Below are 25,049 nucleotides of genomic sequence, written 5' to 3' on the forward strand. Positions count from 1 at the left end.
GACACCCCTGCGAGTGACGTGAGACCCGCGTGTCGGGGAACGGTGACGGACATGGACCTCGGACTCGACGGACGCACCGCCCTCGTCACCGGCGGTGACTCCGGCATCGGCTGGCACACCGCACGACTGCTGCTCGAGGAGGGCGCCACCGTCGTCCTCAGCGACCAGGACCCCGAGTCCCTGGAGAAGGCCGCCGCAGGGCTCGACGCCGACCCGGGCAGGTTGCACACTGTCGCCGCCGAGCTGGGCACCGACGCCGCCGCCCAGGAGCTCGGCCGGGCCGCGGCCGAGGTCGCGGGGGAGAAGGGTCTCTCGATCCTGGTGCACGCCGCGGGCGTCACCGGCGCCCAGGGGAAGTTCCACGAGATCGACGACGACGGCTGGGTCGACACCCTCACCGTCGACCTGCTGGCGCCGGTGCGGCTGACCCGCGCGGTGCTCCCGTCGCTGCGCCGCGACGGCTGGGGTCGCATCGTCTACCTCACCTCGGAGGACGCGGTGCAGCCCTACGACGACGAGCTGCCGTACTGCGCAGCCAAGGCCGGCGTGCTCGCCTTCGCCAAGGGGCTCTCCCAGACGTACGCCGCCGAGGGGCTGCTCGTGAACTGCGTGTCCCCGGCCTTCATCCGCACGCCGATGACGGACGCGATGATGGACAAGCGTGCCGAGGAGCGCGGGACCTCCTTCGAGGAGGCCGTCGAGAGCTTCCTCGAGGAGGAGCGCCCGCACATGGAGCTGGGCCGGCGCGGCGAGCCGGAGGAGGTCGCTGCGGTCGTGGCGTTCCTGTGCTCGGAGCGCGCCAGCTTCGTCAACGGCTCGAACTGGCGCGTCGACTCCGGCTCCGTCGCGCACATCTGACCCGCCCCGACCCGCCACGCAGGAGGACTGCACCCATGAGCACCGAGCACCACCAGTTCGTCATCGTCGGCGCCGGCATGGCCGCCGACGCCGCCGCCCACGGCATCCGCGACCAGGGCGCGGAGGGGTCCATCGCCATCATCGGCGAGGAGCCGACGATGCCGTTCCCGCGCCCGGCCCTGTCCAAGAAGCTGTGGACCGACCCCGACTTCACCGTCGAGAACACCGCCCTGCACACCGTGCGCGAGACCGACGCCCAGCTGCACCTGGAGACCCGCGTCGTCGGCGTCGACACCGACGCCCACGAGGTGCGCACCGAGGACGGCCGCACCGTGCGCTACGACAAGCTGCTCGTCACCACCGGGGGGCACCCGCGCACCATCACGGACCTGCCGCCGGGCGAGCGGGTGCTCTACTACCGCTCGCTCACCGACTACCAGCGGCTGCGTGGCATGGTCGAGGCCGCGGACCGGCCGCACGTCGCGGTGGTGGGGGGCGGCTACATCGGCACCGAGATCGCCGCGGCGCTGGTCCAGCAGGGCTGCCGGGTCACCCTGCTGCACCCCGACGAGGTGCTCGGCGGACCGATGTTCCCCGCCCCGCTCGCCCGCGACTTTCAGCGGCGCTTCACCGACGCCGGCGTCGACGTGCGCGGCGGGGCCACGGTCACCGGCGGGGCCGAGTCCGCCGACGGCGTACGGCTGGAGCTGGAGCGGGGCGGCAGCCTGGAGGCCGACCTGGCCGTCGTCGGGCTCGGCATCGAGCCCGCGACGTCGTTCCTCGACGGCGTCGTCGACCTCGCCGAGGACGGAGGAGTGCTGGTCGACGAGCGGCTGCGCACCTCCGCTCCCGACGTGTACGCCGCGGGCGACGTCGCGACCTACCCCGACCCGGTCCTGGGCCGCACCCGGGTGGAGCACGTCGACAACGCCACCACGATGGGCCGGACCGCGGGGCGCATCCTGGCCGGCTCGGACGAGGTCCACGACCACACGCCGATGTTCTACTCCGACGTCTTCGACCTCGGCTACCAGGCCGTCGGCACGCTGGACTCCTCGCTGGAGACCTTCGTCGACGAGGTCGAGGGCGGCGCGGTCGCCTACTACCTCTCGAGCACCGAGGTCGTCGGCGTGCTGCTGTGGAACCTCGACGAGGGCGTGGACGAGGCCACGGAGCTGCTGGCGAAGCACACCCGACCGGCCGACGCCGCCGACCTCGCCGGGACGATCACCCCGTAGAGCCGGCGGGGACGCTCGCCAGGGCCCGCAGCACCGCCGGGTGCTGCGGGTGCAGGTTGTAGCGCAACGTCATCGCCGCGAGGAGCACGTCGCGGACCGGGGGCACCTCGGCCCCCGCCAGCGGCAGGCACATCAGCCGGAGGTGCGGGACGTGGTCGCCGAGGTCGTCGCCGTGCGGAGGCGCGTAGTCGGTGACGGGCAGCAGCACCGCGCCGGCCCGCTCGTAGAAAGCGATCCGCCGCCGGTGCTCGACCACCTGCTCCTCGGCGAGACCCTCCTCGTCGGGGTCCTCGACGTCCCACACCAGCAGGGAGGAGCCCTCGGAGCCGAGCAGGTCCGCCAGCTCGCCGAGCATCGCCGTACCGACCCCGCCGCCGCGCACGCCGACGGCGTAGTAACGCAGGAAGACCCAGCCGGTCCGGCCGAGCGGCCGCAGCACGGCCAGTCCCTCCGGCGTGCCGTCCCCGGCCACCCGCACGACCAGGCGGTCGGCGAGCAGGCTGTCGAAGTCGGCGCTCAGCTCGGGAGGGAACGCCTCGGCGTAGATCGCACGGACCCGCTCCAGCTGCTCCGCGCTCACCTCAGTCGTCAGCACGCCACACCTCCTCGCCACCCAGCAGCGTGCGCAGCACCCGGATGTCCTTGATCGTCGTGGGGTCCACGGTGGCCGGGTCGTCGGAGAGCACCACGAGGTCGGCCAGCTTCCCCACCTCGATGCTGCCCCGCTCGTGCTCCTGGTGGGAGGCGTACGCCGACCCCAGCGTGTACGCCGTCAGCGCCTCGAGCCCGGTGACAGCCTCCTCCGTGCCGCACCCGGCGCCGGTGTCGGTGCGCCGGTTGACCATGTCGTGCATGCCGCGCAGCGGGGCGCCGTCGACCACCGGCCGGTCCGAGGAGCCGGGCACCACGACACCCGCGTCCAGCAGCGACCGGTAGCGGTAGGCCCAGCCCGCGCGCTCGGGCCCCAGCGCACGGAGCATCCCGTCGCCGATCTCCCCGACGAACCGCCCCTGCGGCACCGGCACGACGCCGAGCTCGGCGCAGCGCCGCACCTGGTCGGGGCGCGAGACACCGAAGTGCTCGACCCGGTGCCGCACGTCGGGCCGCGGCCAGCGTTGCTGCGCCTCCTCGTAGGCGTCGAGCACCAGGTCGATGGCGGCGTCGCCGATGGCGTGCGTGGCCACCCGCCACCCGGATCGGTGCGCGTCGAGGATGCGGGTGCGCAGGGCGTCGGCGTCGTCCTGGAGGTAGCCACGCTCGCCCGGGGTGTCGGCGAACTCCTCGGTGAGGGCGCAGGTGTGCCCGATGAGGGAACCGTCGCTGAAGACCTTGGTCGGGCCGATGCGCAGCCGGTCGTCGCCGAGGCCGGTGCGCAGCCCGAGGTCGAGCCCGAGCGCGAGACCGTCGGAGTCGTGCCCGGCGAGCGCGTGCAGCGCGTCGACGGCGACCATCAGCTCGACCCGCAGCGGCAGCCGGCCCTCGTCGCGGGCGGCCTGGTAGGCCGCGAGCTCGACCGGGCTCTTGCCGATCCAGCCACCCCCGATGCCGGCCTCGACCACCGAGGTCAGGCCCTGCGAGAGCGCCACCCGGCCGCCGCGCTCGATCGCGTCGACCAGCGTGGCGACGGGGTAGGGGAGGACCAGCGGGGTCAGCAGCTGCTGGGCCTGCTCCTGCAGCAGCCCGGTCGGGCGGCCGGCGGCGTCGGTGACCACCAGGCCGCCGGGCACCTCGACGGCCGCGTCGGCCAGGCCGAGCTCGGCCAGCGCCGCGCTGCTGACCACGCACATGTGGCCGCTGGTGTGCTTGAGCCACACCCGGCGCCCGCCGGCCGCACGGTCGAGCGCGTCGCGGTCGGGGTGCGCACCGAGCTTGTTCTCGTCGTACCCCGCGCCGACGACCCACTCGTCGGGACCCAGCCCGGTCGCCCGCTCGGCGACTGCTGCGTAGACGTCGTCGAGGGTCGGCAGGCGGAGGTCCACCTCGGCCAGCGACAGGCCGAACCACGCCAGGTGCTGGTGCGCGTCGTGGAACCCGGGCGCCACGACGGCGCCGTCGAGGTCCACGACCCGGTGCGCCGGCACGTCCTCGTCGACGGCCACGACGCGGTCGCGCCAGATCGCCACCGACCGGGCGACGTACCCGTGGTCGGGGCCGTCGAGGGTGCGGACCCAGGCGTTGGTCAGCAGCAGGTCAGCCCGCAGCACCGGCCACCTCCCGGCGCAGCGCGGCCTTCTCGACCCGGTGCGAGGCGGTGAGCGGGAGCTCGTCGCGGAAGCGCCACGTGCTCGGCACCTTGAAGGGTGCGAGCCGCTCCGCGCACCAGGCGGTGAGCTCCTCGGGCGTCGCCCCCGGCGCGACGACGTACGCCGCCACCTCCTCGCCGCGCACCTCGTCGGGGACCCCGATCACGGCTGCGAGCCGCACCGCGGGGTGGGCGAGCAGGACCTCCTCGACCTCGACGGCGGCGATGTTCTCCCCGGAGCGGCGGATCATGTCCTTGAGCCGGCCGGCGAGGTAGAGCCGCCCCTGCTCGTCGGCGCGCGCGAGGTCGCCGGTCGGGAACCAGCCGTCCTCGTCGAAGGGCGAGGGGTGCCCGAGGTAGCCCTGCATCATCCCCGGGCCGCGCAGCCACAGCTGGCCTGCCCCGTTGTCCCCAGCGTCCAGGCGCGCCTCCCGGTGCGCGGCCGGCCGCCCGAGGCAGCCGGAGCCGACCAGCTCGTCGTGCTCCTCGGCCGAGACCCGGATGTCGGCACCGGTCTCGGTCATCCCGAACGCCTCGCTCCACGGCGCGCCCCAGCGCTCCTCGAGCTCGGCGTGCAGCGCCGGCGGGATCGCCGAGCACTGGATCGCGCGCACCCGGTGCTCGCGGTCCGCAGGGTCGGGCGGCATCTTCAGCAGCAGCACCGGCATCGAGGCCAGGCAGTAGAAGTAGGTCACCCGGTGCTCGCGCACCTTCGCCCAGAACGTCGAGGGGTGGAAGCCGTCGAGCACCACCAGGTGCGCGCCGGCCATCAGTGCGGCCACGACGTTCCACTGCGGGTCGACGTAGCTGAAGGGCTGGGCGGTGAGCAGCACGTCGTCGGGTCCCAGGTGCGGGTGCTCGGTGAGCATCGAGCCGCCCAGGATCGTCCAGTAGGTGTGGTCGAGCAGGCAGCCCTTGGGGCGCCCGGTCGTGCCGGAGGTGTACTGCACGTTGACCACGGTCCGCGGGTCGAGCGGCTGCTGCACCCACGGCTGGTCGGGGTCGGCGACGAGCTCCTCGGGCCCCACCACCTCGGCGTACGACGACAGCAGGGCCTCGTGCTCGGGGCGGGCGACCACGAGCCGGACCCCGGCGTCGGTGAGCAGGTGCGCCACGTCGTCGCTGCGGTAGCGGGTGTTGAGCGGCACCATCGCCGCCCCCAGCCGGGCCAGGGCCAACCAGGTCAGCGGGAACTCGACGGTGTTGCCGAGCATCACCCCGACCCGATCGCCCGGGGTCACGCCCCGCCCGCGCAGCGCCGAGGCGAGCTCGCCGGTGCGGCGCGCGACCTCGGCGAAGGTGAGCGTGGTGGGGGAGGAGCCGGGCAGGTCGACGGTCCAGGCCGGACGGTCGGGGGTGTCCGCGGCGGCGCGGTCCAGCAGCTCGACGAGGGTGGTACCGCCCGCCGAGCCGACCCGCTCAGCCACGGTTGAAGCCCTCGCGCGGCCCCTCGCCCTCGCCCGACAGCGAGGTCAGCAGCGCGTGCTCGACCTCGCGCAGCATCGCGCCGTCGACGGTGGAGTCGAGCCCGGCGTCGAGGACCTGCTTGGCCAGGGACAGCGAGAGGGCGGGACGCTCGGCCATCCGGCGCGCCAGGCCCAGCGCCGCGGACTCGTGCTCGCCGCTGGGCACGCAGCGCGCCACCAGGCCCATCGCCGCAGCCTCGCTGCCGCTGACCCGCTCGCCGAGCAGCAGCAGCTCCTTGGCCCGGGCCCAGCCCACGAGCTGGGGCAGCAGCTTGGAGATGCCGCCGGTGACCGAGAGCCCGACCGAGACCTCGGGGAACCCGAACGTCGCGTCCTCGGCCGCGACGACCACGTCGCAGCACAGCGCGAACTCGGCGCCGGCGCCGAGCGCGTAGCCGTGGACCGCGGCGATCACCGGCGCGGGCAGGCGACGCACCAGGCGGGTCACCTCCTGGATCTCCTCGAGCCGCTCCCGGGTCTGCAGCGCGGTCTCGGGGGCCGGCTCCTCCTTGAGGTCGTGCCCGGCACAGAACGCACGTCCCCGCCCGGCCAGCACCACGGCCCGCGCGCCGTCGTCGCCGGCGCGGCGCAGCGCGGCGACCAGGTCGCGGGTCAGCCCCGCGTCGACGGCGTTGAGCCGCTCGGGGCGGGCGAGGTGCACGACGGCGACGCTGCCGTCGTACGCGTAGTCCACGGGCACGGGGGTGTCCTCCTGTGTCGGGTGGAGCTCGGGTGGAGCTCACGGGCGCGGGGGTGGGCGCGCGGGTGTGCGCGGGGCGACAGCATTCCACGAGGTGTGCGACCCCGGCGTGTCGCCGCGGACACGCCGAGGCGGCGCAGACAATTCCGGGCGATTTGCTGTCAGTGGGCTGCCCCGCTGACCTGCGCAGATGCACGTCGTCGCAGGTCAGCGAGCGGTTGACAGCACGGGCCCCTGACGCGAGTGTGAGCCGTCCGCTCGTGCAGATCGCGGGAGACGGACCGGCGTCCGAGTGGCCGCCTCGGAGGGTGGGGGTGCCAGCCACCTGTCCGGGGTTGTTCGCGGAGGTCGGTTCGTCCTGCGAGGGCGGACACGAGAGGGTCCGGCTCCCCCTAGACAACAGCCCGCCCCGGCCGCCCGTCGGGCACCGGGCTGGACCGAAGCTGAACCGGACCCTCTCGTCGCTCTGCAGGCCAGCCGCTGGGAGCCGTCGTCTATGTTGGGCGCCGTGCTCCGCCTGGCCCTCGTCGTCGCCTCGGGGCTGCTGCTCTCGCTGGCCTTCGAGCCGGTCGCCTGGTTCGCGGTGCTGCCGCTGGCGGTCGCGGGCTTCTTCCTCGCCGTCCACGGCCGCCGCGCCCGGGCCGGCTTCGGCCTGGGCCTGGCCTTCGGCGCCTCGTTCTACCTCACGCACATCTGGTGGATGCGCGCGGTGGCGGTCCCGGCCTGGCTGGGGCTCTCGGCCCTGGAGGCGTTCTTCTACGGCCTCACGGGTGCCGCCGTCGCGCTGCTGACCTCGGCCGGCCCGACCCGGCGCTGGTGGCCGCTGTGGGCGGCCGCGGCCTGGGTGGCGCTGGAGATGCTGCGCAGCACCTGGCCCTTCAGCGGCATGCCGTGGGGCCGCCTGGCCTTCGCGACCGTCGACACGCCCGTGGCCCGGCTGCTGCCGTGGATCGGGATGGTCGGCGTCTCGCTGGTGCTCGCGCTGGCCGCCGCCCTGCTGGCCCACCTGGCGCTGAGCCGGGCCCGGAGCTGGCGCGCCGACGCCGCCGGGCTCGGGCTCGTGGCGGCCGCGACCGCGGCGGCCGCGCTGGCGCCGTACGACCCCGGCACGCCGGACGGGACCGTGACCGTCGCCGCCGTGCAGGGCGACGTGCCAGGCCCCGGCAACGACATCCTCTTCGACCACCGGCAGGTGACGCTCAACCACGTCGAGGAGACCGAGCGGCTCGCGGCGGCGGCCGCCGCCGGCGAGGTCCCGCAGCCGGACCTCGTGGTGTGGCCGGAGAACTCCACCGCCGTCGACCCCTTCCTCGACGTGCAGACCCGCGCCGGCATCGAGCGCGCGGTCGCGGCGGTCGGCGTGCCCGTGCTCGTGGGCGCGATCGTCGACGACGGCCCCGACCACGTGCTCAACCAGGGCATCGTGTGGGACCCCGAGACCGGCGCGGGGGAGCGCTACACCAAGTGGCACCCCGTCCCCTACGGGGAGTACATCCCCTTCCGCGAGTACGCCGACTTCAACTTCGGCGAGCTCGCCCGGATCCGCCGGGACATGCGCGCCGGCTCGCGCACCGAGCCGCTCGAGGTCGCCGGCGCCCGGCTGGGCAACGCGATCTGCTTCGACGTCGCCTACGACGACGGCATCCACGCGCAGGTGCGCGAGGGTGCGGACCTGCTGACCGTCCAGACCTCCAACGCGACCTTCATCTTCACCGACCAGGTCGACCAGCAGTTCGCCATCACCCGACTGCGCGCGCTGGAGGCCGGCAAGTGGCTGGTCGTGGCCTCCACCAACGGACTGACCGGCATCATCGACCCCGACGGCGAGGTCGTGGAGACCGTCGAGCGGCGTACGACGGCGAGCGTCGTGGCCGAGGTCGGGCTGCACAGCGGGGCCAGCCCCGGCATCGTGCTGACGCCGTGGGTCACCCTCGGGGTGCAGCTGGCCACGGTCCTCGGGCTGCTGCTCGTCCTGCTGGCCCGCGTCCGTTCACGGCGTGGTGCGCCCCGCGTCGACGAGGCGTCGGCCTGACTCCCGTAAAGTCGTCGTGGTGCGCGTGATCATGGTCGTCCCGACCTACCAGGAGGCCGAGAACGTCGCCTGGATCCTCCAGCGGCTGCGGACCGCCCGGCCGGACGTCGACGTGCTGGTCGTCGACGACAACTCACCCGACGGCACCGGCCGGATCGCCGAGGAGATCGCCGCGCGCGACCCCCAGGTCCACGTGCTGCACCGGGTCAACAAGGGCGGTCTGGGGGCGGCGTACCGCCACGGCTTCGCGCACGCCCTCGAGGCCGGCTACGACGTCATCGGGGAGATGGACGCCGACGGATCGCACCAGCCCGAGCAGCTGCACCGGCTGCTCGACGCGCTGGAGGGCAGCGACGGCGGGCCGCCCGCCGACCTAGTCATCGGCTCGCGCTGGGTGCCCGGCGGCACGGTGGTCAACTGGCCCCGGCGCCGCGAGGCGCTCTCCCGGGGCGGCAACCTCTACGTCCGGCTGCTGCTGGGCATCTCGGTGCGCGACGCGACCGCGGGCTTCCGGCTCTTCCGGCGCGAGGCGCTGGAGAAGCTCGACCTGGCCTCGGTGCGCTCGACCGGCTACGTCTTCCAGACCGACATGGTGGTCCGCGCGCTGCGGGCCGGCCTGGTCGTGCGGGAGGTCCCGATCGAGTTCGTGGAGCGCGTGCGCGGGGACTCCAAGATGAGCGGCAAGGTGGCAGCGGAGTCGCTGCGGCGGATCACGGCCTGGGGCCTGCGCGAGCGCCGGGACCAGCTGCGCCGGGTGCGGTCCCGGTGAGCGGGCTGCGGGCCGGGGGAGGCCGCCGTCGCGGTCGCCTGGGCTGGGTGCTGGTGCTGCTCTTCGTGGGCCTGCCGCTCTTCGAGCTCTACGTCCTGATCCAGGTCGGCCAGGTGATCGGCGCCTGGTGGACCATCGCACTCCTGGTGCTGGCCAGCATCATCGGTGCCGCCATCGTGCGTCACGAGGGCAGCCGCGCCTGGCGCGCGCTGGTCGAGGCGCTCACGCAGGGTCGGATGCCGCACCGCGAGCTCGCCGACGGCGCCCTGGTGCTCGTGGGCGGCACCCTGCTGCTCACGCCCGGTTTCACCACCGACGTGCTCGGCGCGCTGCTGGTGCTGCCGGTGACCCGGCCGCTCTTCCGCGCGCTGCTCGCACGGGCGGTGGCAGCCCGGATCCTCGCCGCGCCCGGCGGTGCTGCCGGCGGCCCGTTCGCCGGCCCGTTCGCCGGTCCCTTCGGGACCCGTCCCGGCGCGCCCGGCCGTGGAGCGCCCGGACCCGGAGACGCAGGTCGCCCCGGACCGGTGGTCCGGGGCGACGTGGTGGACCCCGACGAGGGGTCCGAGCGCTAGCTCGGAGGCGTCAGGCCGTGGCCTTCTTCTTCTTGTTGGCGCGGTGCAGGTGGGCGGGACCGATCTCCCCGCCGCGGAGCAGCTCCAGGCGCTCCTTGAGGATCTCCTCGAGCTCCTTCTCAGAGCGCCGCTCCAGCAGCATGTCCCAGTGGGTGCGGGCCGGCTTCTCGGCCTTCACCTCGGGCAGGATGCCGCTGACGTTCAGGGCCTCGGCGCCGCAGCGCGGGCACTCCCACACCGCGGGGATGTCGGCCTCGACCGACATCGTGACCTCGAACTCGTGGTCGGCCTTGCAGCGGAAGCCGACCTGCTGCCGCGCGGCGAACTCGATGCCGCGCTCGTCCTCGAAGCTCTGGCCTCCGAGTCGCGCTCCCCGTAGTGTGCGCTCTGCCATGTGAGCCCTCCAGTCGTCGTCACGGACGGTGGCGTGCCCCGCCGTCCGAAGACTTTCAACGGTAGCGAGGGCCCGAAGATTCCGACAATCGCCGCTGCGGGTGGTGCAGCGGCGATTCTTAGGCCGTTCTCAGGCGGGCGCGAGCGCCCCTCAGGCGCGCTGGACCCCGCCGGTGCGGGCCTGCTCGATGCCCTTCGCGGTGTCCACCCTCGTGAGGATCGCGCCTCCGATGACGAAGAAGGCGATGAGCGCGAAGACGGCCGGGCGGTAGGAGTCGGCGACGGTGTAGACCAGGCCGAAGACGAGCGTCCCCAGCCACGAGGTCCCCCGCTCCATCGCGTGGTAGAAGCTGAAGTACTCCGCCTCCTTGCCCTGGGGGATCAGCAGGGAGAAGTAGGAGCGCGACAGCGCCTGGGTGCCGCCCAGGACGATGCCGATGGCCGCCCCGAGCAGCAGGAACGGCACCAGCTCGCCGGCCGGCAGGAAGAGCGCCGCGGTCACGATCAGCATCCAGATGACCAGGCCGACCAGGATCACGGGCTTCGCGCCGTACGACGCGGCGGCCCGGCCGAAGCCGAGCGCGCCCGCGACAGCGACCGCCTGCACCAGCAGGTAGGTGGCCAGGACCGTGCCGGTGGCGAACCCGAGCTCCTCGACGCCGTAGATCGAGGCGGACGAGATGACGGTCTGGATGCCGTCGTTGAAGAACAGGTAGGCCACCAGGAAGGTCAGCGCCACGGGGTAGCGGCGCATGTCCTTCAGCGTGGCCCACAGCTGGCCGAAGCTGCGCTGGAGGATGCCGCCCTCGGCGGGCTCGACCGCCAGCGGGGCGCGGTCCTTGATGCCGAGGTAGGGGACGAAGGTGAACGCCGCCCACCAGATCGCCGCCGAGAGCAGGGAGAGCCGCACGGCCATCCCCTCGGTGAGCCCGAAGGTCTCGTGCATGCTCACGACGACGAAGTTGACCGCGAGCAGCAGCCCGCCCCCGGCGTACCCCGCCGCCCAACCGCGCGAGGAGACGCCGTCGCGCTCGTCGGGCTCGGCGATCAGGCACAGGATCGAGTCGTTGACCACCGCCGCGGCCCCGAAGCAGAGGTTGGCGACGATGAACGAGACGACACCGAGCTCCCAGTTGTCGCCCTGCACGAAGAAGAGCAGTGCGGCGGCCGCGGCGCCAGCCCAGGCGAACCCGCCGAGCAGCTGCCGCTTGCGCGCGGTCCGGTCGGCCACCGCGCCCAGGAGCGGCAGCAGCAGCGCGGAGAGCAGCGTGGAGGCGGTGATGGTGAAGGACGGCAGCGCGCCCGGGGCCACCGCGACGCCCAGGACCGAGATCCGGTCGTCGACGGCCGCCTCCTCGGCGATCGCGATGAGGTAGGGCCCGAAAAGGACGCCTGCCACCGTCGTGGAGAAGGCGCTGTTGGCCCAGTCGTAGGTGTACCAGGCGCGGTGCTCGCGGCGCCGCTCCGGCGTGAGCACCGTCGGGGTGTCGGTCGTGGTCATGCGGGTCCCTCCCCAGAACCTCGTGGCCAGAGTCCCTGCTGCTCGAGCACCTCGCGCAGCAGGTCGGTCCGGTCGGTGAACAGGCCGTCGACGCCCTTGTCGAGGAGCTCCCTCATCTCCTCGGGGTCGTCGATGGTCCACACGTGCACGTGCTTGCCGGCCGCGTGCGCGCGGCGCACGAACCCCCGCGTCACGACCGGCAGCGTGATCCGCACCCCGGCGAGCCGGAGCGTACGCCGGTGCGGCACCTGCAGGGCCGCAACACGACGCCGGGTCACGAGGTCGGCGAGGCGGCCGCTGGGCAGCAGCAGGAACGCCAGCACCTCGAACGGGTGGGCGGAGGTCGGGACGCGCCCCTCGGTGAGCCGGCGGAAGCGCGCGAGCCGGCCGGGGGAGAAGGACCCGACCAGCAGCCGGTCCCACTCCTGGCGCTCGCCCACCAGGTCGGCCAGGGCCTGGACCGCGGGACCGGACTTGAGGTCGATGTTGAACAGCGCGTCCGGGAAGGCCTCGAGCAGCTCGACCAGGGTCGGCACCTCCTCGCGGCCACCGACCCGAGCCTCGCGCACCTCGGCATGGGTCATCTCGCCCACGGCACCGTGACGGTCGGTGACCCGGTCCAGCACGGCGTCGTGGAAGGCCAGCAGCACCCCGTCGCGGGTGACGTGGACGTCGGTCTCGAGGTAGCGGTAGCCGAGGTCCACGGCGTGCCGGAACGCGGCCATGGTGTTCTCCAGCCCCTCGACCTCGGGGTGGTAGGCGCCACCGCGGTGGGCCAGCGCCAGCACCGACCGGGCTCCGTCGCGCGCGTGGGTGCGCACGGCGTCGAGGTAGGCGTGGCCCGTCACCGGTGTGGTCACGAGCCGATCATCGCGCGTCGGCAGGCTCAGATGTCGCGGAAGGGCTCGATCTGCGCGCCGAGCTCGTTGAGCCGCTCGGCCAGGTCCTCGTAGCCGCGCGCGATGACGTACGTCGAGCGCAGCACCGAGGTGCCCTTGGAGGCGAGCATCGCCAGCAGGATGACCACGGCCGGGCGCAGCGCCGGCGGGCAGACGATCTCGGTGCCGGAGAAGTGCGTCGGCCCCTCGATCATCACGCGGTGCGGGTCGAGCAGCTTGACCTGCGCACCGAGCTTGGTGAGCTCGGTGAGGTAGATCGCGCGGTTCTCGTAGACCCAGTCGTGCAGCAGCGTCTGGCCGGTGGCGACGGCCGCGATGACCGCGAAGAACGGCAGGTTGTCGATGTTGAGCCCGGGGAAGGGCATCGGGTGGATCTTGTCCAGCGGCGCGTGCAGGTCGCTCGGCTTGGTGGTGATGTCGACCAGGCGCGTGTGGCCGTTGGCGGCGACGTACTCCTCGGAGCGGTCGTAGCGGAAGCCCATCTCCTCCAGCAGGGCCAGCTCGATCTCGAGGAACTCGATCGGCACCCGGGTGATGGTGATCTCCGAGCGGGTCACGATCGCGGCGGCGAGCAGCGACATGGCCTCGATCGGGTCCTCGGCGGGCGCGTAGTCGACGTCGACGTCGATCGACTCGCGGCCGGTGACGGTCAGCGTGGTGGTGCCGACGCCCTCGACCGTGACGCCGAGGCGCTGGAGGTAGAAGCAGAGGTCCTGGACCATGTAGTTGGACGAGGCGTTGCGGATCACCGTGGTGCCCGGGTGCAGGGCCGCGGCCATGAGGGCGTTCTCGGTGACGGTGTCGCCGCGCTCGGTGAGCACGATCGCGCGCTGCGGGACCACCGAGCGGTCGACCATCGCGTGGTAGCTGCCGTCGGTGGCCTTGACCTCCAGGCCGAAGGGTCGCAGCGCGGACATGTGCGGCTCGACGGTGCGGGTGCCGAGGTTGCAGCCGCCGGCGTAGGGCAGGTCGAAGGTGTCCGCGCGGTGCAGCAGCGGGCCCAGGAACATGATGACGGAGCGGGTACGCCGGGCCGCGGCCTCGTCGATCGCGTCCAGGCGCAGCTGCTTGGGCGGGATGATCTCCAGGTCGCCCTCGTCGCCGAGCCAGCGGGTCTGCACGCCCAGGCTGCCCAGGACCTCGAGCAGCCGGTTGACCTCCTCGATCCGCGCGACCTTGCGCAGCGTCGTACGCCCCTGGTTGAGCAGGGAGGCGCACAGCAGCGCGACGCCGGCGTTCTTGGAGGTCTTGACCTCGATCGAGCCCGACAGCGTCGTCGGGCCGGTGATGCGCAGGTGGGTGGGGCCGGCGCCGAGGGCGACGATCTCGGAGTCCAGGGCGGCGCCGATCCGCGCGATCATCTCCAGGGAGAGGTTCTGCGCACCCTTCTCGATCCGGTTGATCGCGCTCTGGCTGGTGCCGAGCAGGTCGGCGAGCTGGGCCTGGGTGAGTCCGCGGTGCTTGCGCGCGTCGCGGATCAGCAGGCCGATGCGTCCCTTGTAACCCTCCGTCATGACGACGACGGTAACTCACATGTGAGATAGCACAGAACTGGCACGCGCACCGGCTGGGGTGGCGGTCCCGGGTGGCCGTCCGGGGGGTGGGCGACAGGCCCGGTCCCGGGTGCGATGCTCACGACATGCGAGCCACGACCATCCACGCAGCCCGTGACATCCGCCTGTCCACCGACGTGCCCGACCCCCGCATCGAGAAGCCGACCGACGCGATCGTCCGCGTCACCACCGCCTGCATCTGCGGCTCGGACCTGTGGCCCTACCGCGGCGAGAACGACATCGTCGCCGGCTCGACGATCGGCCACGAGTGCATCGGCTTCGTCGAGGAGGTCGGCGCGGAGGTCCGCGACGTCAAGGTCGGCGACTTCGTGGTCGTGCCCTTCGACCACTGCGACAACACCTGTGCCCACTGCGCGGCCGGGATGCACTCGGCGTGCGTCGACGTGTCGATGACCTCCTCGGGCCAGGGCGAGTACGCCCGGGTCGGCCAGGCCGACGGCAGCCTGGTGAAGGTCCCCGACGTCGGCCCCGGTGGCCCCGACGCCGCCCTCGTGCCGCACCTGATGGCGCTCTCCGACGTGATGCCGACCGGCTGGCACGCCGCGGTCGCCGCCGGCGTGCGCGCGGGCGGCACGACCGTCGTCGTCGGTGACGGCGCCGTCGGGCTGTGCGGCGTGCTCGCCGCCGCGGCGATGGGCTCGGAGAAGGTCGTGCTGATGTCCCGGCACGAGCCGCGCCAAGAGATCGGCCGCGCGTTCGGTGCCACCCACGTCGTGGCCGAGCGCGGCAAGGAGGCTGCCGCCGCGGTCAAGGAGATCACCGGGGGAGTGGGCGCCGACGCCGTGCTCGAGTGCGTCGGCACCGACCAGGCCATGGGCACCGCCTTCGCCGTGGCCCGCCCCGGGTCGATGGTCGGCTTCGTGGGCGTCCCGCACGGCGTCCAGCTGCCCGTGGGCCGGATGTTCCAGAAGAACGTCGGCCTCCGCGGCGGCATGGCGCCGGTGCGTGCCTACCTCCCCGACCTGCTGGCCCGCACGCTGGCCGGCGAGATCGAGCCCGGCAAGGTGTTCGACCTGAGCCTGCCGCTGGACCAGGTGGCCGAGGGCTATCGGGCGATGGACGAGCGCCGCGCGGTCAAGGTGCTGCTCGACGTGGCGCGCTGATCGCCGGCGCCCTGGGGAGGGAGGCAGGCGCATGAGCGCGGAGCTGGTGGTCGGGCCGCTGCTGCGGCACGTCGACGAGACGTCGGCGACGCTGTGGGTCGAGGTCGACTCCGCCGCCACGGTCACGGTCGTGGTCGGGGACCGGCGGTGGTCGGCCCCGACCTTCGCCGTCCACGGGCACCACTACGCGGTGGTCGCCGTGGACGGGCTCGGGCCGGGGGAGACCCACCCCTACGTCCTGCTCGTGGACGAGCGGCAGGTCTGGCCCGAGCCGGGGTCGGCGTACCCGCCCGTGGTGCTGCGCACCCACGACCACGCCGCCCCGCTGCGGATCGCCTTCGGCAGCTGTCGGGTCAGCGTCCCGCACGACGCCGAGCACCACGCGAGCTTCGGCGTCGACGCGCTGCGCACCTACGGCATGCACCTCGCGACCCACCCCGACGGCCCCGACGGCTACGACGGGCCGAGCGAGGCCCCGCCCGACCTCCTGCTCCTGCTCGGGGACCAGGTCTACGCCGACGAGACCAGCGAGGCGATGCGGGACTTCATCGCCGCGCGCCGCGACCCGGAGCAGGCGCCCTGGTGGGAGCTGAAGGACTACGAGGAGTACGCCGAGCTCTACCGCCTGGCCTGGACCGACCCGGCCACGCGCTGGCTGCTCTCGACGGTCTCCTCGGCGATGATCTTCGACGACCACGACGTCCGCGACGACTGGAACACCTCGGCCCGCTGGCGCGCGGACATGGCCGAGAAGTCCTGGTGGCACGACCGGATCGTCGGCGCCCTGGCGTCCTACTGGGTGCACCAGCACCTGGGGAACCTGTCCCCGGCCGAGCGCGCCGAGGATCCCGTCTACCGGCTGGTCCTGGAGCACGAAGGTCCCGACGAGCTCGACCTCTCCGAGGTGTTGGACCGCTTCGCCGAGCGGGCCGACGAGGAGCCCACGACCTACCGCTGGTCCTTCGCCCGCGAGCTAGGGCCGCAGGCGCGGCTGGTCGTCGTGGACTCGCGGGCAGCGCGGGTGCTGGAGCCGGAGCGGCGCTCGATGATCGACGACGAGGAGATGGCCTGGCTCGACCGCCAGCTGCACGGCGACGTCCGGCACCTGCTCATCGGCACCTCGCTGCCCTACCTGCTCTCCCCGGGGCTGCACCACCTCGAGGCGACCACCGAGGCCCTGGCCGAGGGCCTGCTGGGCCGGCCCGGGCACGAGCTGGGCGAGTGGGTGCGCCGGGCCGCCGACACCGAGCACTGGGCGGCCTTCCAGGGCGGCTTCCGCCAGGTGGGGGAGATGCTGGTCGAGACCGCGACCGGCGGTCGCGGTCGGGTGCCGGACTCGGTGGTGCTGCTCTCCGGCGACGTGCACCACTCCTACGTCGCGGAGGCGTGGCCCGACCCGGCGTCCGAGGCGGCGCAGCGCCCCGGCCCGCACAGCCGGATCCTGCAGGCGGTGTGCTCGCCGATCCGCAACCCGCTGCCGTGGTTCCTGAAGGCAGGGGTCCGGCTCGCCAGCCGCGGTCGTGCCCGGCCGACGGGGCGGCTGCTGGGGCGGCTCGTGCCGCGCTCGCCGCTGCACTGGGAGGTCACGCAGGGTCCGTGGCTGGACAACCTGCTGGCCGTGCTCGAGGTCGACGGCTCCGACCTGCGGATCCGCTGGTCGACGGGCGAGGTCGTCGACGGCGACCACGACCGGCCCCGCTGGCGCACCCTGGTCGAGCTCGGTCCGCGACCCGGCGTACCCGCCGGTCGGACGAAGGTGTCGCTCAGGCGACGTTGACGGCGGCGGGCTCGCAGCCGCAGGCCGCGTCGCAGGCCAGGAACGTGTGCATCGCGTGGCCGCACCGCACGCACGGCCGGTCGTGGGAGAGGTGGACCCCCTCCGGGTCGGCGCCTTGACCCGACGACGGGTCCTGCCACGAGTCCTGCACGGTGTCCCACATGAGCCTTGTCCTTCGAACGAATCCCCTACGAGTGACGGTAGGCACCTGATCGGTCACTGGGCCGGCGATCTGCGTCCAACGCGCCGATCGGGACCGAGGACGGTCCCTCCGGGGAGGCCGCATGGTCCGAACGGGTCATGCCCGGCACGGTCGCGTGGCCCATGGCTCCTAGGGTGGCCGGGTGACCACCGAGGACGTGCCGGCGCTGCACCACACCGAGATCGGCGAGCCGGGCACCGGCGAACGCGTCGTGTTCCTGCACGGCCTCTTCGGCCAGGGGCGCAACTTCACCCAGGTCGCCAAGGCGCTGCTGCCCGAGCTGGTCTCGACCTTGGTCGACCTGCCCAACCACGGACGCTCGCCCTGGACCGGCTCGGTCGACTACGTCGAGGTCGCCGACACCGTGGCGGCCTGGCTCCGCGCGACGTACGACGGCGAGCCGGTGCACCTGGTCGGGCACTCGATGGGCGGCAAGGTCGCGATGGTGCTGGCCCTGCGGCACCCCGAGCTCGTCGACCGGCTGGTCGTGGTCGACATCTCCCCGACCACCAGCGACGGCGCGGGGGAGTTCGAGCACCTGCTGACCTCGCTCACCTCCCTGGACCTGGCCTCGCTGGAGCGTCGGGCCGACGCCGACGCGAAGCTGGCCGGCCCGATCGCCGACGAGCGGGTGCGTGGCTTCCTGCTCCAGAACCTCCGCTCGAGCGGCGAGGGCTTCCGCTGGCAGGCCGACCTCGAGCTGCTGCTGCGCGACCTGCCGGTGATCGGCGGGTTCCCCGACGACCGGCTGGAGCCGGGCCGCACCTTCGACCACCCCGTGCTGTGGATGGCCGGCGAGCGCTCTCCCTACGTGCGGCCCGAGCACGAGACCCGGATGCGGGAGCTGTTCCCCCGGGTCTTCAGCGTGACGATCAAGGGCGCGGGGCACTGGGTGCACTCCGAGCAGCCGGAGGCCTTCGTCTCCGCGCTGCGGGTCTTCCTGCTGGCCCGGTGACGGTGACTGGTCCGTACCTCCTGCAGAGGATCGGTGGATCCGGCGGATCGCACGTCCATCGAGGGTGACCATGGGACGGAGGGGAGGGGGTCCACGGATGGGTGGGGTGCGCGAGGCAACGCGACCGACCGACGCACGCGAGGTGCGAGAGGCCCTGGAGCGCGGCGGCCAGGACCTCCAGGACCTCGTCGACCTGCTGCGTGACCAGACGGGCGTGGCGATGGCCACCATCACCGTGCTGGACGCGCGGACCTTCTGCTTCACCACCGTGGCGGGCGCCGCACCCTTCGAGACCGAGCACGACCAGGCCGCGTGCCGCTGGTCGATGCCGCACGACCGGGTCTTCAGCATCGAGGACCTCTCCACCGACCCGCGCACGGCGACCCTGCCGTTCGTCGACGGCCGGCGCGCCAGCCTGAGGTTCTACGCCAGCGCACCGCTGCACACCCCCGACGGCGACCTGGTCGGTCGGCTGTGCCTCTTCGGCACCGAGCCGCGCACGCTCACGACGCTGGAGGCGCGGCTGCTGCAGGTGCTGGCGCGGGACGTGTCCGCGATCATCGCCCTGCGTCTCCTGGACGCCGACCGCGACGCGGCCGCGACGTCCGACGAGGCGCTCGTCGACTTCGCGCGCCTGGTCCACGAGCTGCGCACCCCGCTGCTCACCCTGCGCGGCAGCCTGCAGATGGCGAGCGACGCGCTGGACCTGGACGCCGAGTCGCTCGCCGGGCGGATGCTGGCGATGGCCCACCGCTCCCGCGCACGTCTCGAGGAGCTGGTCGACGCCGTGCTTCGCCTGGCCAGCCACCAGGCCCCGGAGATGGCCATGGTCGACCTCGACGCCGTCGTGGCCGGGGTGCTCGAGGGGATGGCCGAGACGTTGAGCGCCGCGGACGCCCGGGGGCTCGTCGAGCCGCTCGGGGTCGTGCGGGGTGACCCCGCGCAGCTGGCCGTCGTGGTGCAGAACCTGGTGGGCAACGCCTGCAAGTTCACCCGCCCCGGCGTGCGACCCGAGGTGCACGTCCGGGCCGTCGACCTCCCGAGGGCGCGTCGAATCGAGGTGTTCGACAACGGTCCCGGGGTCCCGGACGAGCACGGGCAGTCGGTCTTCGGTCTCTTCCAGCGCTACTCCCGCACCGAGGGCTACGGGATCGGCCTGTCCACCGTCGCCGTGGTCGTCCGGGGGCACGGCGGCACCGTCGGGGTCGGGCCCAACCCCGACGGACCCGGCTCGTGCTTCTGGTTCGAGCTCCCGCACCCCGAGTCCCACCCGGGGGGTGGGTGAAGCGAGGGGGCCCTTGGGTAGACAGGGTTCATGCAGACGCGAGAGATCGGCAACGACACCGTCGGCCGGGTCACGGTGGGTGCCGTGGGCCTGGGCCTCATGACCTTCGACCAGACCGGGGCCCAGCCCCGCGAGCAGCTGCTCGATACCGTGCGGGCCGCCCTGGACGCCGGCGTGACGCTCTTCGACACCGCCGACGCCTACGGGCCGGGGGAGGAGAAGGGCGCGGACGCCCAGGGCGAGAACGAGCGGCTCATCGCCTCCCTGCTCGACGAGCTGGGCGTGCGCGACCAGGTGTTCCTGGCGACCAAGGCCGGCCACGTGCGCACCGAGGGCGGCGGCTGGGACACCGACAGCTCCGCCGCGCACCTGGAATCCGCGGTCGAGAAGAGCCTGGAGCGGCTCGGCGGCGACCACATCGACCTGTGGCAGCACCACCGCCCGGACCCGAAGGTCCCCTACGAGGAGGTCGTGCAGACCCTCAAGCGGGTCCACGACGCCGGCAAGGTCCGGATGGTCGGGCTCTCCAACGCGAACCCCGAGCAGATCCGGCTGGCGCACTCGGTGCTGGGCGACGCCCTGGTGAGCGTGCAGAACCAGTTCTCCCCGGCATTCCGTTCCAGCGCGCCGGAGATCGAGGTCTGCGCCGAGCTCGGGTTGGTGTTCCTGCCCTGGAGCCCCCTGGGCGGCCTCAGCAACGCCAAGGGCCTGGGGGAGTCGCACCCGGCGTTCGCCGAGATCGCCTCCGAGCGCGGGGTCTCGCCGCAGCAGGTCGCGCTGGCCTGGGAGATCGCCCAGGACCCGTGCGTCATCCCGATCCCCGGCGCCAAGCGGCCGTCCTCGGTCCAGGACTCCGCGGCCGCGGCCGACCTCGAGCTCAGCGCCGACGAGCTGGCGCGTCTCGACGCCAGCTGAGGACGCTCAGCCCGGCTGGCAGACCGGGCACCAGAACAGGTTCCGGGCTGCCATGACCTCCGCCTGCACCGGCGTACCGCAGCGGCGGCAGGGGAGACCTGTGCGGCCGTAGACGTAGTGCGCGTCCGCGCGGGTGGGGCGGCCGGCGGGTCGGCGGCGGTCCGCGGGCTCGGTCGTGATGATGCGGCCGGCCCGTACGCCGGCGCGCAGCAGCACCTCGAGGTCGTCCCACACCGCCTGCCACAGCGCGCGACCCACGTCGCGCCCGGGCGTGAAGGGGGAGAGCCCGGCGCGGAAGAGCGCCTCCGCGCGGTAGACGTTGCCGACCCCGGCGATCACGGCCTGGTTCATCAGGAGCGTGCCGGCCGGGGCTCGGCTGCGCCCGACGCGGTCGAGGAACCGCTCCACGTCCGCGCCCTTGCGCAGGGGGTCGGGTCCGAGCCGGGCGGTGCGCGCCGCCACCTCCTCCGGGCTGAGCAGCTCGCAGGCGGTGGGCCCACGCAGGTCGGCCCAGTGGTCCTGGGTGACCAGGCGCAGTCGCAGGGCGCCCTTCGGCTCGGGCGGCTCGCCGGTGCCGTCGCGCCACTTGCCGTAGAGGCCGAGGTGCACGTGCAGCACCAGGTCACCCGCGTCGCCGTAGTGGTGGAAGAGGTGCTTGCCCCACGCGTCGGTGCGCCGCAGCACGGCCCCGTCGATGAGCGCGGCGCCCTCGGCGAAGCGGCCCTGCGGACTACTGGCGCGGACCTCGCTGCCGGCCAGCAGCTTCTGGTGGCGGCGGGCGAGGCGGTGGATGGTGTGACCCTCTGGCACCGCTCCATGCTCCGGGGGCGTCCAAGACCCGGAGGGGTACCGGCCAATCCGCGCGGCCCGGGGCACCGAAGCAGCGGTGGGGGAGTAACCCACACCACACACCAGGAGATCTGATGAACGCCACCCGCAAGACCCTCGCTGGACTCGGCGCCGCTGCGCTCGCCGCGTCGATCGCCCTGCCCGTCACCAGCGCGTTCGCCGGTCACGAGAACACCGTCGCGAAGGCCAGCCTCAACGGCAAGAACGAGGTCGACGACATGTCCGACCGCCGGATCGTCGGTGACCGCAACGGTCGCGGCAGCGCCGTGGTCTTCGGCATCGACGGCGACCCCAACACCCTGTGCTACTCGCTGCTGGTCAAGAAGATCGGCCCGGCCGCGGCCGCCCACATCCACGAGGGGGGTCCCGACGAGAACGGCCCGGTCGTGGCGAACCTGGCCGCGCCTGCCGACGGCACCGCCGGCGACTGCCTCACCGACGGCGAGGAGGGCAAGTTCCCCGTGGGCGACGACGGCGAGCCCCTTGCCACCGTCGCCGAGATCCTCGCGAACCCCGAGGACTACTACGTCAACGTGCACAACGAGCAGTTCCCCGGCGGCGCGATCCGTGGCCAGCTCGCCAAGCAGTGACCCAGCAGTGACAGCTCGGGTGCCCGGTACCTGACGCACCACCTCGCAGCACCTCGACGTCCCGCAGACCCGCTCGGGTCTGCGGGACGTCGCGCGTCCGCGCCCGCCCGCCCTCGTACGCGACTGCGCGCGCCGCGCGCACAGCGGCCGGCCGCAGTGGCAGGCTGCCGCACATGACCGGCTACTACTCCTGCATGGCGTGCGGGCACGAGTTCGACCCGATCGCGACGCGCTGGTTCTGCCCGTCGTGCAAGTTCAAGGCCAACTGCTGCGAGGGCGAGCCGCTCTGAGCAACGGCCTGCCGAGGGCTCAGCGCAGCCCCAGCTCGTAGCGCAGGACCGGCACCGGGGCGCCGCCCACGTCGTGCGTCCCTGCCGCGCCTCGCAGCACCCAGCCCGTGCGCCGGTAGAACGCCGCGGCCCGGGCGTTGCCCTCGAGCACGAGGAGGTGCGCCGTCGGGACGTCCCACGTGCCGAGGGCGGCGACCACGCCGCTCATGAGCGCCTGGGCCACGCCGGCGCCGTGGTGCGAGGGCAGCACGTGCAGGGCGTTCAGCTCGGCACCGGAGCCGTCGTCCGGCCTCCCCAGCGCGAAGGCGACGGCGAAGCCGACGGAGAGCCCGCCCGCCTCGGCCAGGAGAGCGACGTACGGCCGACCCTGGGCGGCGCCCTCGCGCAGCTCGGCCCACCGTGCGCGCCACACCGTCTCCTGGGACGCGGGGGAGACGCGAGCGAGCGCGACCGGGTCGACCAGGTCGGCGTAGGCGTGCTGCCGACTCACGGCATGCAGCCGCCCGATGGTGGGCAGGTCGTCGTCCTGCCACTCGCGCAGCTGCACGTCGCTCATGCCCCCAGTGTGGGGTGCCGCCGCCCGGTGGGCCGTCCGGGCACGGACGGTGGAGCAGCGAGAGTCAGCGCCGACGGTCCCGCAACCCTCGTGGTGCAGCAGCGTGGAGAGGCGGCAAGACCAGGTGCGCAGGCGTGTCGAGCAGAGAGGAGCGGGCGTCGAGACCACCACAGCCTCGGCGACCGTCGACGACCTCCCTCAGGCTTGACAGTTCGAACACGTGTTCGATAGACTGCGGCATGGCCGCGCCTGACCTCCTCGACGAAGCCCGTCGGCTCGTGCTGGCAGCCGTCGAGCGGCTGGAGGCGCTGGCGCCGGGGGAGCGAGACTCAGAGGCGATCGAGGTGCTCGCAACGGCCGAGTCCCTCAAGAACACGCTCGCGGCCGCCCAGGCGCGAGCAGCGGTGACCCTGAAGGGCGCGCGGATCGCGCAGCGGGCGCACCAGCCGGTGGCGGCGCGGGAGCGGGGGATCGGCGCGGAGGTCGCGCTGGCGCGGCGGGAGTCGCCGCACCGCGGCGGGATCCACCTGGGGTTGGCCGTGGTGCTGTGCGCGGAGTTGCCGCACACGCTGGCGGCGATGGAGGCCGGTTGGTGCAGCGAGTGGCGCGCGATCCAGATCGCGCAGGGCACCGCCTGCTTGTCGCTGGCGGATCGGCAGGGGATTGACGCGGAGCTGATGTCCGACCCTGTCACCACCGACGGGTGGGGGGATCGGCGGTTCCGGGCCGAGGTCGACCGGTTGGCCTACACAGCGGACCCGGTGGCCGCGGTCGCGCGCCGCGCCAAGGCGGTGGCGCAGCGGCACACCAGCCTGCGCCCGGCGCCGGACGGGATGACGCGGTTCTCGGCGATGCTGCCGCTGGAGCAGGGTGTCGCGGTGCACGCGACGCTGGGGCGTGCGGCTGATGTCGCGCGGGCGGCCGGGGACGAGCGGACCCGGGGTCAGGTGATGGCCGACGCGCTGGTCGCGGCTGTGCTCGAGGGGCGTGGGGACGGGCAGCCGCGTGCGGGTTCGGTGGCCGAGTCGGTCGCTGCCCGGGCTGGCAGCTGGGACCAGACGGTCGTCCCGACCGCGCCGGCGGCGCCGGTGGTGCCGGTCGCGGTGCACGTCGTCGTCTCGGACGCGACCCTGCTGAACCTGCCCGGCGCAGGCGGTGACGAACCCGGCTGGGTCTCCGCACCGGACGCCGGGACGGTCCCGCTGCCGGCCGACGACGTCCGCGACCTCGTCGCGCGCGCCACCGACGCAGGGCTGGCCAGCCTGCGCAGGCTCTACGCGGACCCTGGCGGTCAGCTGGTAGCCCTCGACTCCCGCTCCCGCACGTTCCCAGCCGGCTTGGCGCAGTTCCTCGCGGCCCGGGACCGGTCGTGCCGTACGCCGTACTGCGACGCACCGGTCCGCCACCGCGACCACGTCCGACGCTGGGCCGACGGCGGCCGCACGACCGCGGCCAACGGTCAAGGGCTCTGCGAGGCCTGCAACCACACCAAGGAAGCCACCGGCTGGTCCGCCCAGGTCACCGACACCCGGACCCACGAGGTCGAGACCACGACACCCACCGGCGACCGCCACCGATGCCGCGCACCCGGACTCCCGCCACCGAGACCTCACCGCAACAGACTCGAGATCTACCTCGGAGAGATCGTCCTCGCCGCCTGACCGGGAGCACCGCCCCTGTGGAAGACGCGCGACGCCCGGCGACGGAATTGCCTAGCGTCCCCGCATGCAGACGAACGACACCCTGTTCTGGGACGACCCCGACGGCGAGTACGGCATGGACGCCAACGGACGCCTGACCCAGCTGACCCAGGTCGGCGACGTCCCGGTCCTCATCCACTACGACGACATCCCTGAGTCAGACATCCAGACGCTGCACGGCCTCCGCGTCACCACGCCGCTCAGGACGACGATCGACCTGGCCGCCGAGCTGCCGACCGATCAGCTCGAGAACCTGCTCGACTTCTTCCTCGACAAGGGTTCCTTCACGACAGATCAAGCCCTCGAGAGAATCGCGCAGCCCGACATGAGCATGCGCCGGGGCGCCCACGTCTTGCAGGCGCTGATCGTGAGACGGCGACTCGGCGGACGACCCAAGTGAGGCTCGGAGACGCCCGCTTGGCGCCCGTGTGACACCCGTACGAACTGGCAGGCACGGGAGCTGAGGAGGAGGGAGTAGCTCGGGAGTGACCGCCCGGATCGCGGCAGATCCGGACGTTGCCTAAAGCGCCGCGGACGGTAGTCGGGTAAGGCGGTCCTAGTGGGTGGCGCCCAGTTCGACCAT

Annotated in this window: 24 protein-coding genes; 13 read left to right on the top strand and 11 right to left on the bottom strand. The window is 73.3% G+C overall.

Translation table 11 applies throughout. The annotated features are described in order from the left end of the window. The first annotated feature begins 51 nt into the window (after nucleotides 1-51). Both Q1V71_RS19900 and Q1V71_RS19905 read left to right on the top strand, forming a co-directional pair. Nucleotides 52-858, top strand: coding sequence for an SDR family oxidoreductase (locus tag Q1V71_RS19900; RefSeq protein ID WP_300646207.1), 807 nt, complete (start codon nucleotides 52-54; stop codon nucleotides 856-858). Between the two features lie 35 nt (nucleotides 859-893). Beyond that, nucleotides 894-2,096, top strand: coding sequence for an FAD/NAD(P)-binding oxidoreductase (locus Q1V71_RS19905; protein ID WP_300646208.1), 1,203 nt, complete (start codon nucleotides 894-896; stop codon nucleotides 2,094-2,096). Here the strand turns inward: Q1V71_RS19905 and Q1V71_RS19910 are convergent. Genes Q1V71_RS19910 through Q1V71_RS19925 form a run of 4 tightly spaced genes read right to left on the bottom strand, consistent with a single transcriptional unit; the run spans nucleotide 2,086 to nucleotide 6,504 of the window. Next, nucleotides 2,086-2,691 carry a hypothetical protein gene (locus tag Q1V71_RS19910; protein WP_300646210.1) on the bottom strand — a complete coding sequence of 202 codons (606 nt, stop codon included), beginning with the start codon at nucleotides 2,689-2,691 and terminating at the stop codon, nucleotides 2,086-2,088. The genes Q1V71_RS19905 and Q1V71_RS19910 overlap by 11 nt on opposite strands. Continuing rightward, the gene (locus tag Q1V71_RS19915) at nucleotides 2,678-4,300 is read right to left on the bottom strand and encodes an amidohydrolase (RefSeq protein WP_300646212.1); all 1,623 of its coding nucleotides are present in this window, start codon (nucleotides 4,298-4,300) and stop codon (nucleotides 2,678-2,680) included. The genes Q1V71_RS19910 and Q1V71_RS19915 overlap by 14 nt, the downstream gene beginning before the upstream one ends. Then, nucleotides 4,287-5,765: an AMP-binding protein gene (locus Q1V71_RS19920; protein ID WP_300646214.1), complete on the bottom strand. Its 1,479-nt coding sequence runs from the start codon at nucleotides 5,763-5,765 to the stop codon at nucleotides 4,287-4,289. The genes Q1V71_RS19915 and Q1V71_RS19920 overlap by 14 nt, the downstream gene beginning before the upstream one ends. Next, the gene (locus Q1V71_RS19925; RefSeq protein WP_300646215.1) at nucleotides 5,758-6,504 is read right to left on the bottom strand and encodes an enoyl-CoA hydratase/isomerase family protein; all 747 of its coding nucleotides are present in this window, start codon (nucleotides 6,502-6,504) and stop codon (nucleotides 5,758-5,760) included. Before Q1V71_RS19925 ends, Q1V71_RS19920 begins: the two co-directional genes overlap by 8 nt. Before the next feature lie 508 nt (nucleotides 6,505-7,012). On the opposite strand from Q1V71_RS19925, the gene lnt reads away from it, so the two are divergent. Genes lnt through Q1V71_RS19940 form a run of 3 tightly spaced genes read left to right on the top strand, consistent with a single transcriptional unit; the run spans nucleotide 7,013 to nucleotide 9,877 of the window. Further along, entirely contained in the window at nucleotides 7,013-8,536 is a 1,524-nt protein-coding gene (lnt, locus tag Q1V71_RS19930) for an apolipoprotein N-acyltransferase (protein ID WP_300646216.1), read from the top strand. 19 nt (nucleotides 8,537-8,555) lie between these two features. Beyond that, on the top strand, nucleotides 8,556-9,305 hold the full coding sequence (locus tag Q1V71_RS19935) for a polyprenol monophosphomannose synthase (RefSeq protein ID WP_300646217.1): 750 nt from the start codon (nucleotides 8,556-8,558) through the stop codon (nucleotides 9,303-9,305). Next, nucleotides 9,302-9,877 (top strand): FxsA family protein, encoded by a 576-nt coding sequence (locus Q1V71_RS19940; protein WP_300646218.1) that lies wholly within the window; start codon nucleotides 9,302-9,304, stop codon nucleotides 9,875-9,877. Before Q1V71_RS19935 ends, Q1V71_RS19940 begins: the two co-directional genes overlap by 4 nt. A gap of 10 nt (nucleotides 9,878-9,887) precedes the next feature. Here the strand turns inward: Q1V71_RS19940 and Q1V71_RS19945 are convergent, their stop codons facing one another. The 4 genes from Q1V71_RS19945 to Q1V71_RS19960 form a co-directional block, all read right to left on the bottom strand. Then, nucleotides 9,888-10,271 (bottom strand): RNA polymerase-binding protein RbpA, encoded by a 384-nt coding sequence (locus Q1V71_RS19945; RefSeq protein WP_300646219.1) that lies wholly within the window; start codon nucleotides 10,269-10,271, stop codon nucleotides 9,888-9,890. A 150-nt stretch (nucleotides 10,272-10,421) separates the two neighbouring features. Continuing rightward, complete coding sequence (locus tag Q1V71_RS19950; RefSeq protein ID WP_300646220.1) at nucleotides 10,422-11,771, bottom strand: MFS transporter; 1,350 nt, start codon at nucleotides 11,769-11,771, stop codon at nucleotides 10,422-10,424. Next, entirely contained in the window at nucleotides 11,768-12,631 is an 864-nt protein-coding gene (locus tag Q1V71_RS19955; RefSeq protein ID WP_367280168.1) for a glycerophosphodiester phosphodiesterase, read from the bottom strand. The genes Q1V71_RS19950 and Q1V71_RS19955 overlap by 4 nt, the downstream gene beginning before the upstream one ends. A 26-nt stretch (nucleotides 12,632-12,657) precedes the next feature. Further along, complete coding sequence (locus tag Q1V71_RS19960) at nucleotides 12,658-14,184, bottom strand: UDP-N-acetylglucosamine 1-carboxyvinyltransferase (RefSeq protein ID WP_300646222.1); 1,527 nt, start codon at nucleotides 14,182-14,184, stop codon at nucleotides 12,658-12,660. A gap of 125 nt (nucleotides 14,185-14,309) precedes the next feature. Between Q1V71_RS19960 and Q1V71_RS19965 the strand changes: the two genes are divergently transcribed. Continuing rightward, on the top strand, nucleotides 14,310-15,347 hold the full coding sequence (locus Q1V71_RS19965) for a zinc-dependent alcohol dehydrogenase family protein (RefSeq protein ID WP_300646223.1): 1,038 nt from the start codon (nucleotides 14,310-14,312) through the stop codon (nucleotides 15,345-15,347). Between the two features lie 31 nt (nucleotides 15,348-15,378). Beyond that, complete coding sequence (locus Q1V71_RS19970; RefSeq protein WP_300646224.1) at nucleotides 15,379-17,124, top strand: alkaline phosphatase D family protein; 1,746 nt, start codon at nucleotides 15,379-15,381, stop codon at nucleotides 17,122-17,124. On the opposite strand, the gene Q1V71_RS19975 is transcribed toward Q1V71_RS19970, so the two are convergent. Beyond that, a complete protein-coding gene (locus Q1V71_RS19975) occupies nucleotides 17,111-17,287 on the bottom strand; it encodes a hypothetical protein (protein ID WP_300646226.1) in 177 nt (58 codons plus the stop codon). The genes Q1V71_RS19970 and Q1V71_RS19975 overlap by 14 nt on opposite strands. 181 nt (nucleotides 17,288-17,468) lie before the next feature. Here Q1V71_RS19975 and Q1V71_RS19980 point away from each other — a divergent pair, with 181 nt between their 5' ends. From Q1V71_RS19980 to Q1V71_RS19990, 3 genes are all read left to right on the top strand, one after another. Beyond that, complete coding sequence (locus Q1V71_RS19980; protein ID WP_300646227.1) at nucleotides 17,469-18,281, top strand: alpha/beta fold hydrolase; 813 nt, start codon at nucleotides 17,469-17,471, stop codon at nucleotides 18,279-18,281. Between the two features lie 142 nt (nucleotides 18,282-18,423). Next, on the top strand, nucleotides 18,424-19,566 hold the full coding sequence (locus Q1V71_RS19985; protein ID WP_300646229.1) for a GAF domain-containing sensor histidine kinase: 1,143 nt from the start codon (nucleotides 18,424-18,426) through the stop codon (nucleotides 19,564-19,566). A 30-nt stretch (nucleotides 19,567-19,596) separates the two neighbouring features. Further along, nucleotides 19,597-20,481: an aldo/keto reductase gene (locus Q1V71_RS19990; protein WP_300646231.1), complete on the top strand. Its 885-nt coding sequence runs from the start codon at nucleotides 19,597-19,599 to the stop codon at nucleotides 20,479-20,481. Between the two features lie 6 nt (nucleotides 20,482-20,487). Here the strand turns inward: Q1V71_RS19990 and Q1V71_RS19995 are convergent, their stop codons facing one another. Then, nucleotides 20,488-21,291: an Fpg/Nei family DNA glycosylase gene (locus Q1V71_RS19995; RefSeq protein WP_300646232.1), complete on the bottom strand. Its 804-nt coding sequence runs from the start codon at nucleotides 21,289-21,291 to the stop codon at nucleotides 20,488-20,490. Nucleotides 21,292-21,404: 113 nt separating this feature from the next. On the opposite strand from Q1V71_RS19995, the gene Q1V71_RS20000 reads away from it, so the two are divergent. Then, a complete protein-coding gene (locus tag Q1V71_RS20000) occupies nucleotides 21,405-21,920 on the top strand; it encodes a CHRD domain-containing protein (protein WP_300646233.1) in 516 nt (171 codons plus the stop codon). Nucleotides 21,921-22,229: 309 nt separating this feature from the next. Here Q1V71_RS20000 and Q1V71_RS20005 read toward each other — a convergent pair whose 3' ends face one another. Then, the gene (locus Q1V71_RS20005) at nucleotides 22,230-22,766 is read right to left on the bottom strand and encodes a GNAT family N-acetyltransferase (protein WP_300646235.1); all 537 of its coding nucleotides are present in this window, start codon (nucleotides 22,764-22,766) and stop codon (nucleotides 22,230-22,232) included. A gap of 239 nt (nucleotides 22,767-23,005) precedes the next feature. Here Q1V71_RS20005 and Q1V71_RS20010 point away from each other — a divergent pair, with 239 nt between their 5' ends. After that, nucleotides 23,006-24,427, top strand: coding sequence for an HNH endonuclease signature motif containing protein (locus Q1V71_RS20010; protein WP_300646236.1), 1,422 nt, complete (start codon nucleotides 23,006-23,008; stop codon nucleotides 24,425-24,427). A gap of 64 nt (nucleotides 24,428-24,491) precedes the next feature. After that, nucleotides 24,492-24,866 (top strand): hypothetical protein, encoded by a 375-nt coding sequence (locus tag Q1V71_RS20015; RefSeq protein ID WP_300646237.1) that lies wholly within the window; start codon nucleotides 24,492-24,494, stop codon nucleotides 24,864-24,866. Nucleotides 24,867-25,049 lie beyond the last annotated feature (183 nt).

It is taken from the genome of Nocardioides sp., from assembly GCF_030149505.1.
Classification (GTDB): Bacteria; Actinomycetota; Actinomycetes; order Propionibacteriales; family Nocardioidaceae; genus Nocardioides.

Excerpts from the sequence above, each read along its gene's own strand:
- Q1V71_RS19900 (WP_300646207.1), top strand. The coding sequence starts at position 52 with ATGGACCTCGGACTCGACGGACGCACCGCCCTCGTCACCGGCGGTGAC.
- Q1V71_RS19905 (WP_300646208.1), top strand. The coding sequence starts at position 894 with ATGAGCACCGAGCACCACCAGTTCGTCATCGTCGGCGCCGGCATGGCC.
- Q1V71_RS19945 (WP_300646219.1), bottom strand. The coding sequence starts at position 10,271 with ATGGCAGAGCGCACACTACGGGGAGCGCGACTCGGAGGCCAGAGCTTC.
- Q1V71_RS19950 (WP_300646220.1), bottom strand. The coding sequence starts at position 11,771 with ATGACCACGACCGACACCCCGACGGTGCTCACGCCGGAGCGGCGCCGC.
- Q1V71_RS19960 (WP_300646222.1), bottom strand. The coding sequence starts at position 14,184 with ATGACGGAGGGTTACAAGGGACGCATCGGCCTGCTGATCCGCGACGCG.
- Q1V71_RS19965 (WP_300646223.1), top strand. The coding sequence starts at position 14,310 with ATGCGAGCCACGACCATCCACGCAGCCCGTGACATCCGCCTGTCCACC.
- Q1V71_RS19970 (WP_300646224.1), top strand. The coding sequence starts at position 15,379 with ATGAGCGCGGAGCTGGTGGTCGGGCCGCTGCTGCGGCACGTCGACGAG.
- Q1V71_RS19975 (WP_300646226.1), bottom strand. The coding sequence starts at position 17,287 with ATGTGGGACACCGTGCAGGACTCGTGGCAGGACCCGTCGTCGGGTCAA.
- Q1V71_RS19990 (WP_300646231.1), top strand. The coding sequence starts at position 19,597 with ATGCAGACGCGAGAGATCGGCAACGACACCGTCGGCCGGGTCACGGTG.
- Q1V71_RS20000 (WP_300646233.1), top strand. The coding sequence starts at position 21,405 with ATGAACGCCACCCGCAAGACCCTCGCTGGACTCGGCGCCGCTGCGCTC.
- Q1V71_RS20005 (WP_300646235.1), bottom strand. The coding sequence starts at position 22,766 with ATGAGCGACGTGCAGCTGCGCGAGTGGCAGGACGACGACCTGCCCACC.
- Q1V71_RS20010 (WP_300646236.1), top strand. The coding sequence starts at position 23,006 with ATGGCCGCGCCTGACCTCCTCGACGAAGCCCGTCGGCTCGTGCTGGCA.
- Q1V71_RS20015 (WP_300646237.1), top strand. The coding sequence starts at position 24,492 with ATGCAGACGAACGACACCCTGTTCTGGGACGACCCCGACGGCGAGTAC.